The 5,982-nt window shown below is 63.6% G+C and carries 10 protein-coding genes; 1 reads left to right on the top strand and 9 read right to left on the bottom strand.

The features are described 5' to 3' along the window. The 7 genes from DBR23_RS05675 to merT form a co-directional block, all read right to left on the bottom strand. Positions 1–583, bottom strand: a 583-nt coding sequence (locus DBR23_RS05675; RefSeq protein ID WP_146191236.1) for an EAL domain-containing protein, incomplete at its 3' end; no start/stop codon positions are given. Next, positions 580–816 (bottom strand): broad-spectrum mercury transporter MerE, encoded by a 237-nt coding sequence (merE, locus tag DBR23_RS05670; protein ID WP_108497584.1) that lies wholly within the window; start codon positions 814–816, stop codon positions 580–582. The genes merE and DBR23_RS05675, both read right to left, overlap by 4 nt. Then, the gene (gene merD, locus DBR23_RS05665) at positions 813–1,178 is read right to left on the bottom strand and encodes a mercury resistance co-regulator MerD (RefSeq protein ID WP_108497583.1); all 366 of its coding nucleotides are present in this window, start codon (positions 1,176–1,178) and stop codon (positions 813–815) included. The genes merE and merD overlap by 4 nt, the downstream gene beginning before the upstream one ends. Before the next feature lie 17 nt (positions 1,179–1,195). Next, on the bottom strand, positions 1,196–2,881 hold the full coding sequence (gene merA / locus DBR23_RS05660) for a mercury(II) reductase (protein WP_108497582.1): 1,686 nt from the start codon (positions 2,879–2,881) through the stop codon (positions 1,196–1,198). A gap of 38 nt (positions 2,882–2,919) precedes the next feature. Beyond that, on the bottom strand, positions 2,920–3,342 hold the full coding sequence (merC, locus tag DBR23_RS05655) for an organomercurial transporter MerC (RefSeq protein WP_108497581.1): 423 nt from the start codon (positions 3,340–3,342) through the stop codon (positions 2,920–2,922). Between the two features lie 28 nt (positions 3,343–3,370). After that, on the bottom strand, positions 3,371–3,646 hold the full coding sequence (gene merP / locus DBR23_RS05650; protein ID WP_108497580.1) for a mercury resistance system periplasmic binding protein MerP: 276 nt from the start codon (positions 3,644–3,646) through the stop codon (positions 3,371–3,373). A gap of 13 nt (positions 3,647–3,659) precedes the next feature. Continuing rightward, positions 3,660–4,010: a mercuric ion transporter MerT gene (merT, locus tag DBR23_RS05645; protein ID WP_011111453.1), complete on the bottom strand. Its 351-nt coding sequence runs from the start codon at positions 4,008–4,010 to the stop codon at positions 3,660–3,662. A 71-nt stretch (positions 4,011–4,081) separates the two neighbouring features. Between merT and merR the strand changes: the two genes are divergently transcribed. Next, positions 4,082–4,507 carry an Hg(II)-responsive transcriptional regulator gene (merR, locus tag DBR23_RS05640; RefSeq protein WP_011111454.1) on the top strand — a complete coding sequence of 142 codons (426 nt, stop codon included), beginning with the start codon at positions 4,082–4,084 and terminating at the stop codon, positions 4,505–4,507. Positions 4,508–4,875: 368 nt separating this feature from the next. Here the strand turns inward: merR and DBR23_RS05635 are convergent, their stop codons facing one another. Both DBR23_RS05635 and DBR23_RS05630 read right to left on the bottom strand, forming a co-directional pair. Next, positions 4,876–5,118 (bottom strand): DUF2274 domain-containing protein, encoded by a 243-nt coding sequence (locus DBR23_RS05635; protein WP_033946901.1) that lies wholly within the window; start codon positions 5,116–5,118, stop codon positions 4,876–4,878. After that, positions 5,115–5,982, bottom strand: an 868-nt coding sequence (locus tag DBR23_RS05630) for a TrbI/VirB10 family protein (protein WP_108497579.1), incomplete at its 5' end; no start/stop codon positions are given. The genes DBR23_RS05635 and DBR23_RS05630, both read right to left, overlap by 4 nt.

Genomic DNA, 5,982 nt, shown 5'->3' with positions numbered 1-5,982 from the left:
TGTCATCCACGATTCCCGCGACGAACGATTGGTCGATCTTGAGCGTGGTGATCGGGCAGCATTTCAGGTGTTGCAGGCAGGAATAGCCCGTCCCGAAATCGTCGGCAGCGAAGCGCACGCCGATGGCGCGCAACGCATCCAGGAGAGGAAAAATTGCCGGATCGCCGAAGGCGGCCGATTCGGTCAGCTCGATTTCCAGATACTCGGCGGGCAAGCCTGCCGCCGTCAATGCCTGTTGCACCTGGTCATCGAAACCTGGCCCGACCTGGCGTGCGGATACATTGACGGCCAGGCGGAACGGTCGCCATTGCACCGGCAGCCACTCGTGTATCTGCTGGCAGGCTTCGCGCAGCACCCATGCACCGATCTCCGGCATCAGGCCGGACGATTCCGCCACGGGTAGGAACTGGCCCGGCGGTAAAAAGCCGAGACTCGGGTGCCGCCAGCGCAACAGTGCTTCCGCGCCGGTAATCTTGTTGCTGCGCAGATCGACAATCGGCTGGTAATGTAGCTCAAGCTGTCCGAGCGCAACCGCCTGCGCCAACTGCGTCCGCGTCCATTCAATTGGCAGGGAAGCGGTCATGATCGTCCTTTGAAGATTCGAAGCAGCCGCGCCACGGACAGGACAAACAAGCCGGTCAGCGCGAGGGCTGCAACACCCCAATGCTCCCCGATGAAAGCGCCGGCGGTCGTGCCAGCAAGCACAGCGGCGAGAATCGGCAGATGGCAGGGGCAGGTCAGCACGGCCAGCGCGCCCCACAGGTAGCCGGTGACCGGCTTGCGCGTCTCGGCTGGCAAGCGCTCGGGGCTGTTCATGGCAAACTCTCCACTTGCTGTGCCGGCCCGGCTGGCATGGCGGCCAACTGCATTTCGAGGCTGGCCAGGGCCTCGCGTCGGCGTTCTACGAGCTGACGTAGCACGGCAAGCTGCGCAGCCGCACCGTCGCCGTCCGCAGCATCCAGCGCCCGACACAGCCGCGCCAGCGCGTCCAGGCCGATGCCCGCGTCAAAGGCGGCCCGCACGAAGCACAGGCGTTGCAAGGCTGCGGCGTCGAACAGGCCGTAGCCGCCCGTGGTGCACGCGACCGGCCGCAACAATCCACGCACGATGTAGTCGCGCACGACATGCACACTCACGCCGGCATCGTCAGCCAGTCGGGACACCGTGTAGGCGTTCATCGAACACCTCCTTTTCTTCACCCGGCGCAGCACGAAAGCTGCTTCACGTCCTTGCTGAAGGTTTGCGCCGCGAGCTTCAGTCCTTCGACCATCGTCAGGTAGGGGAACAACTGGTCAGCCAGTTCCTGTACCGTCATGCGGTTGCGGATGGCGAGCACCGCCGTCTGGATCAGCTCGCCCGCCTCCGGTGCCACCGCCTGTACGCCGATGAGTCGTCCGCTTCCTTCCTCGATGACCAGCTTGATAAAGCCGCGTGTGTCGAAGTTGGCGAGCGCACGCGGTACGTTATCCAAGGTCAAGGTGCGGCTGTCGGTCTCGATTCCGTCGTGATGCGCTTCTGCCTCGCTGTAGCCCACGGTGGCGACCTGCGGATCGGTGAATACCACCGCCGGCATCGCGGTCAAATTAATGGCAGCGTCTCCGCCTGTCATGTTGATGGCCGCACGGGTGCCGGCGGCCGCTGCCACATAGACGAATTGCGGTTGGTCAGTGCAATCGCCGGCGGCATAGATGTGTGGCGCGCTGGTGCGCATGCCTTTGTCGATGACGATAGCCCCCTGCGCATTGACGGCGACACCCGCCGCTTCCAGCGCCAGGCTGCGCGTGTTCGGCGTTCGTCCGGTAGCGACCAGCAGCTTGTCGGCGTGTATTTCACCGCGCGCCGTGGTCAGCACGAATTCGCCGTCCACGTGGGCGACCTGGCTGGCTTGCGTGTGTTCCAGCACCTTGATCCCTTCAGCACGGAACGCCGCCGTGATTGCCTCGCCGATGGCCGGGTCTTCGCGGAAGAAGAGCGTGCTGCGCGCCAGGATCGTGACCTGGCTGCCCAGTCGGGCGAAGGCTTGCGCCAGTTCCAGCGCCACCACCGACGATCCGATCACGGCCAGGCGTTCGGGAATGATGTCGCTGACCAGGGCCTCGGTCGAAGTCCAGTAGGGCGACTCTTTCAAGCCCGGAATCGGCGGCACGGCCGGGCTGGCACCCGTGGCGACTAGGCAGCGGTCGAACACCACGACGCGCTCGCCGCCCTCGTTCAATCGGACGGCAAGACTCTTGTTGTCCTTGAAGCGCGCTTCACCGTGCAGCACCGCGATGGCCGGGTTGCCGTCCAGGATGCCTTCGTACTTGGCGTGACGCAGCTCATCGACGCGTGCTTGCTGCTGGGCCAGCAGCTTGCTGCGATCAATTGCAGGTCCAGTCGCCGGGATGCCGCCGTCGAACGGGCTTTCGCGGCGCAGATGGGCGATATGGGCAGCGCGGATCATGATCTTGGACGGTACGCAGCCCACATTGACGCAAGTGCCGCCGATGGTGCCGCGTTCGATCAGCGTGACCTTCGCGCCTTGCTCGACGGCCTTCAGCGCCGCCGCCATCGCGGCCCCGCCGCTGCCGATCACGGCGACCTGCAACGGGCGCTCGCCGTCGCTGCCCTTGTCGGCGGCTCCCATCCAGCCGCGCACCTTGTCGAGCAGCCCGGTGCGGTTGTCCGTCGGCGGGGCATCGGCGAGCGTTGCCTTGTAGCCGAGTCCGGCCACAGCGGCGGTCAGCGCGTCCGGTGCGGTGCCGGGGTCAAGGTCGAGCTGGGCCGCACCCTTGGCGTAGGACACAACGGCAGACTGCACGCCGGGCACTTTCTCCAATGCTTGCTTGACGTGCGTAGCGCACGAGTCGCAAGTCATTCCGGTGATCTTCAACGTGGTCATACTGCATTCCTTTTTCGTTTTGTGAGCGGCCAATACCGTCAGCCGCGTTTAGCGGGCAGTTCGCAACCGTCCGGCCCGCAACGGCGGTTGGCTGGCGAGATGAAATCCCAGACCGACACCCCGACCATCAAGGCCAAGCCGACATACATCAGGTTCGCCGTCCACCAGTTGCCGAGTAACCAGACCGTAGCTGCGAACACGATGGCCGGGCCGATCATGCCGAGCACGCTGCGGTGCCATTGCCGGTGGCTCAGCCAGCCCAGCGCGTTCGCGATGAAGGCGACTGCGGCAAACAGCGGCAGTAGCCGGCTGATAAACAGGCCCTCGTATTGGCTTAGAAAGCCCAGCCCGATGGCCGCGCCTAAGCTGGCGAGAGCGGGAAAGCAGGCCGCACAGCCCATCGCGGAAACTACGCTGCCAAGCGCCCCGGTTTTATCGGCAATGCGTGTGACGAGTCCCATGTGTCGCTCCCGAGTTAGGTTCAGCGGATCAGCGTTTGACGCTGGACGGATAGCCCGCGTCCTCGGTCGCCTTGGTCAACTTCTGGACGTTGGTCTTGGTGTCGTCGAAGGTGACGATGGCCTCGCGCTTGTCGAAGCTCACGTCGGTCTTGCTTACACCCTCGACTTTCGAAATGGCTTTTTTGACCGTGATCGGACAGGCAGCGCAGGTCATGCCAGGCACGGACAGCGTGACCGTTTGGGTGGCGGCCCACACGGGGGCAACGACGGCGACGAGAGCGAGGGAGGCAAACAGTTTTTTCATGGTGAACACCTGATTAGTAGAAAAATGGCATGACGTAGGGAAAACCAAGCGCGACCAAGACCAACACGGCCACGATCCAGAAAATGAGCTTGTAGGTGGTATGCACGTGTGGAATCGCGCACACCTCGCCCGGCTTGCAGGCTTCTGCCGGGCGGTAGATGCGCCGCCAGGCAAAGAACAGCGCAACCAACGCCGCGCCGATGAAGATCGGCCGATACGGCTCCAATATCGTCAGGTTGCCGATCCACGCGCCACTGAATCCCAGAGCGACCAGGACTAGCGGCCCAAGGCAACAGGTAGAGGCGAGGATGGCGGCCAGCCCGCCGGCGAAGAGCGCGCCGCGCCCGTTTTGTGGTTCCGACATGCTTTTGTCCTTTTGAATTTGGAATGGATAGCGTAACCTTACTTCCGTAGTCATGTACGGAGTCAAGCGATATGCAAACTATTTTGGAGAATCTGACCATTGGCGCTTTTGCCAGGGCGGCAGGGGTCAATGTAGAGACCATCCGGTTTTATCAGCGCAAGGGATTGCTGCCTGAGCCGGACAAGCCCTATGGCAGCATTCGCCGGTATGGCGAGGCGGATGTGACGCGGGTACGGTTTGTGAAATCGGCCCAGCGGCTGGGATTTAGTTTGGACGAGATCGCAGAGCTGCTGCGGCTGGACGATGGCACTCACTGCGAAGAAGCAAGCAGCCTGGCGGAACACAAGCTCAAGGACGTGCGCGAGAAGATGGCCGACTTGGCACGTATGGAGTCGGTGCTGTCCGAACTTGTGTCCGCCTGCCATCTACGGCAGGGAAATGTTTCCTGCCCGTTGATCGCGTCGCTACAGGGTGACGCAAGCCCGGCTATGCCTTAGCGTGCTTTATTTTCCGTTTTCTGAGACGACCCCTTTCTCTGCGGGCCGGGAACAAAAACACCCGCCAATGAAGCAAAAAAGGGCCGGTGTCAAGCGATTGTTGAAATCAGCCTGATGATCAGAAGTCTATATGGGACGCGGGTTTAGCTCTACTTCGGGCCGCTTTGTAGGGCTGCGGCGTTGTGGGCTGGGAGCCACATAAGAGCGTCGCGGTAGAAAGCCGGAGCGTGCTGCATCGGGGACGATTGCCAGCAGACGGCGACCACGTTTCACCATCATAGCCCAAGCGGTCGCCGTCCTCCAGAACGAAGAACGCGCAACCTTGGGCTGCGCGTTCGAGGGATGGCCACCAGCGGAAGCCGGCTTCATCAGCTTGGCTTCGGCGGCGCGGCCTTGCCCGCGCCTCCCTTCCTGAATCCTCTGTCACCCGCCATGAAGGCTTCGAGCATGTGCGGGATCAGCGTCGCCGCATCGACTGCCTCGCCGTAGGTCTGCGCGTGCAGCGTGGCGTAGCGGTCGAGGTCGGCTTTCAGGCTGGCCGGGCAGGCAAAGGTCAGCTTCGTGGATTCCGTTTTCGGCAGCGGCCCCAGCCGCAACTTGCGCGTCGTCATCGTGAAGTCCCCCGGTTGAAGAAAAGCGGCTGGTACGGTCGCAGCACCAGATCGCGGTTGACGATGATGCGTACCGGCAAGCCGGGGCGCTCCGTCAAAGTGGGCTGGATGTTGAGGTTGCGCCGGGTCATCTCCTGGCCGATCTGATTGATGCTGTCCTGGGCGCTGTCGCGCCCGGCGATGATGATGCGGTTGCCGTCCTGGCGGTTCTCTGGCGCGGCCAGCTCGGCACCGACACCAAGCAGCGTGGTCAGCGCCGCCCCTGCGAAGATGCGGCCCCAGTGGTAATCCACTTCGTCTTCCAGCCCGGCATAACCAGCCGGGTCGGTGCCGGCCAGGTTGTCGAGCGTGAGCGATGACGTGTCGGGCAGGATGATCCGGTTCCACACCACCTGCACGCGGCTCTGCCCGTAGCTGACCTGGCTGTTGTAGCGGCCCAGGATGCGCGATCCCTGCGGGATCAGCAGGAAGCGCCCGGTGGCCGTGTCATAGACCGGCTCCGTCACCGTGGCGATCACGTCGCCCGGCAAGTCCGACTTGATGCCCGTCACCAAGGCACCTGCGACCACCGTTCCGGCCATGACCTGATATGGCGAAGCCGGCAGGGTCAGATTGCCGGAATTGCGGGTTTCCGTGGTTCCGGCTTTCTGGAACGCCTCTTTCTGATCTTGCCGGTTCTGCACGGCGGTCGGGTCGGCGGGCTGGGCCGCCGTCGAGGCAGGCCCGGCTGCCAGCGGGTCGAAGGCCGCATTGGCGGCGAAGCCCGGTGCGGCGGCGGCTTGCGTCTGCGCCACCGGCGCGACCTTCTGCGAACCCGAGCGGAAGAACACTGATGAGGCCGCCGCCGCTTCGGCTTCCTTGCGC

It is taken from the genome of Acidovorax sp. HMWF018 (assembly GCF_003061035.1).
GTDB lineage: Bacteria > Pseudomonadota > Gammaproteobacteria > Burkholderiales > Burkholderiaceae_C > Acidovorax > Acidovorax delafieldii.
The sequence above is the reverse complement of the archived record's forward strand: the minus strand, read 5'-3'. Positions and strand labels throughout refer to the sequence as shown.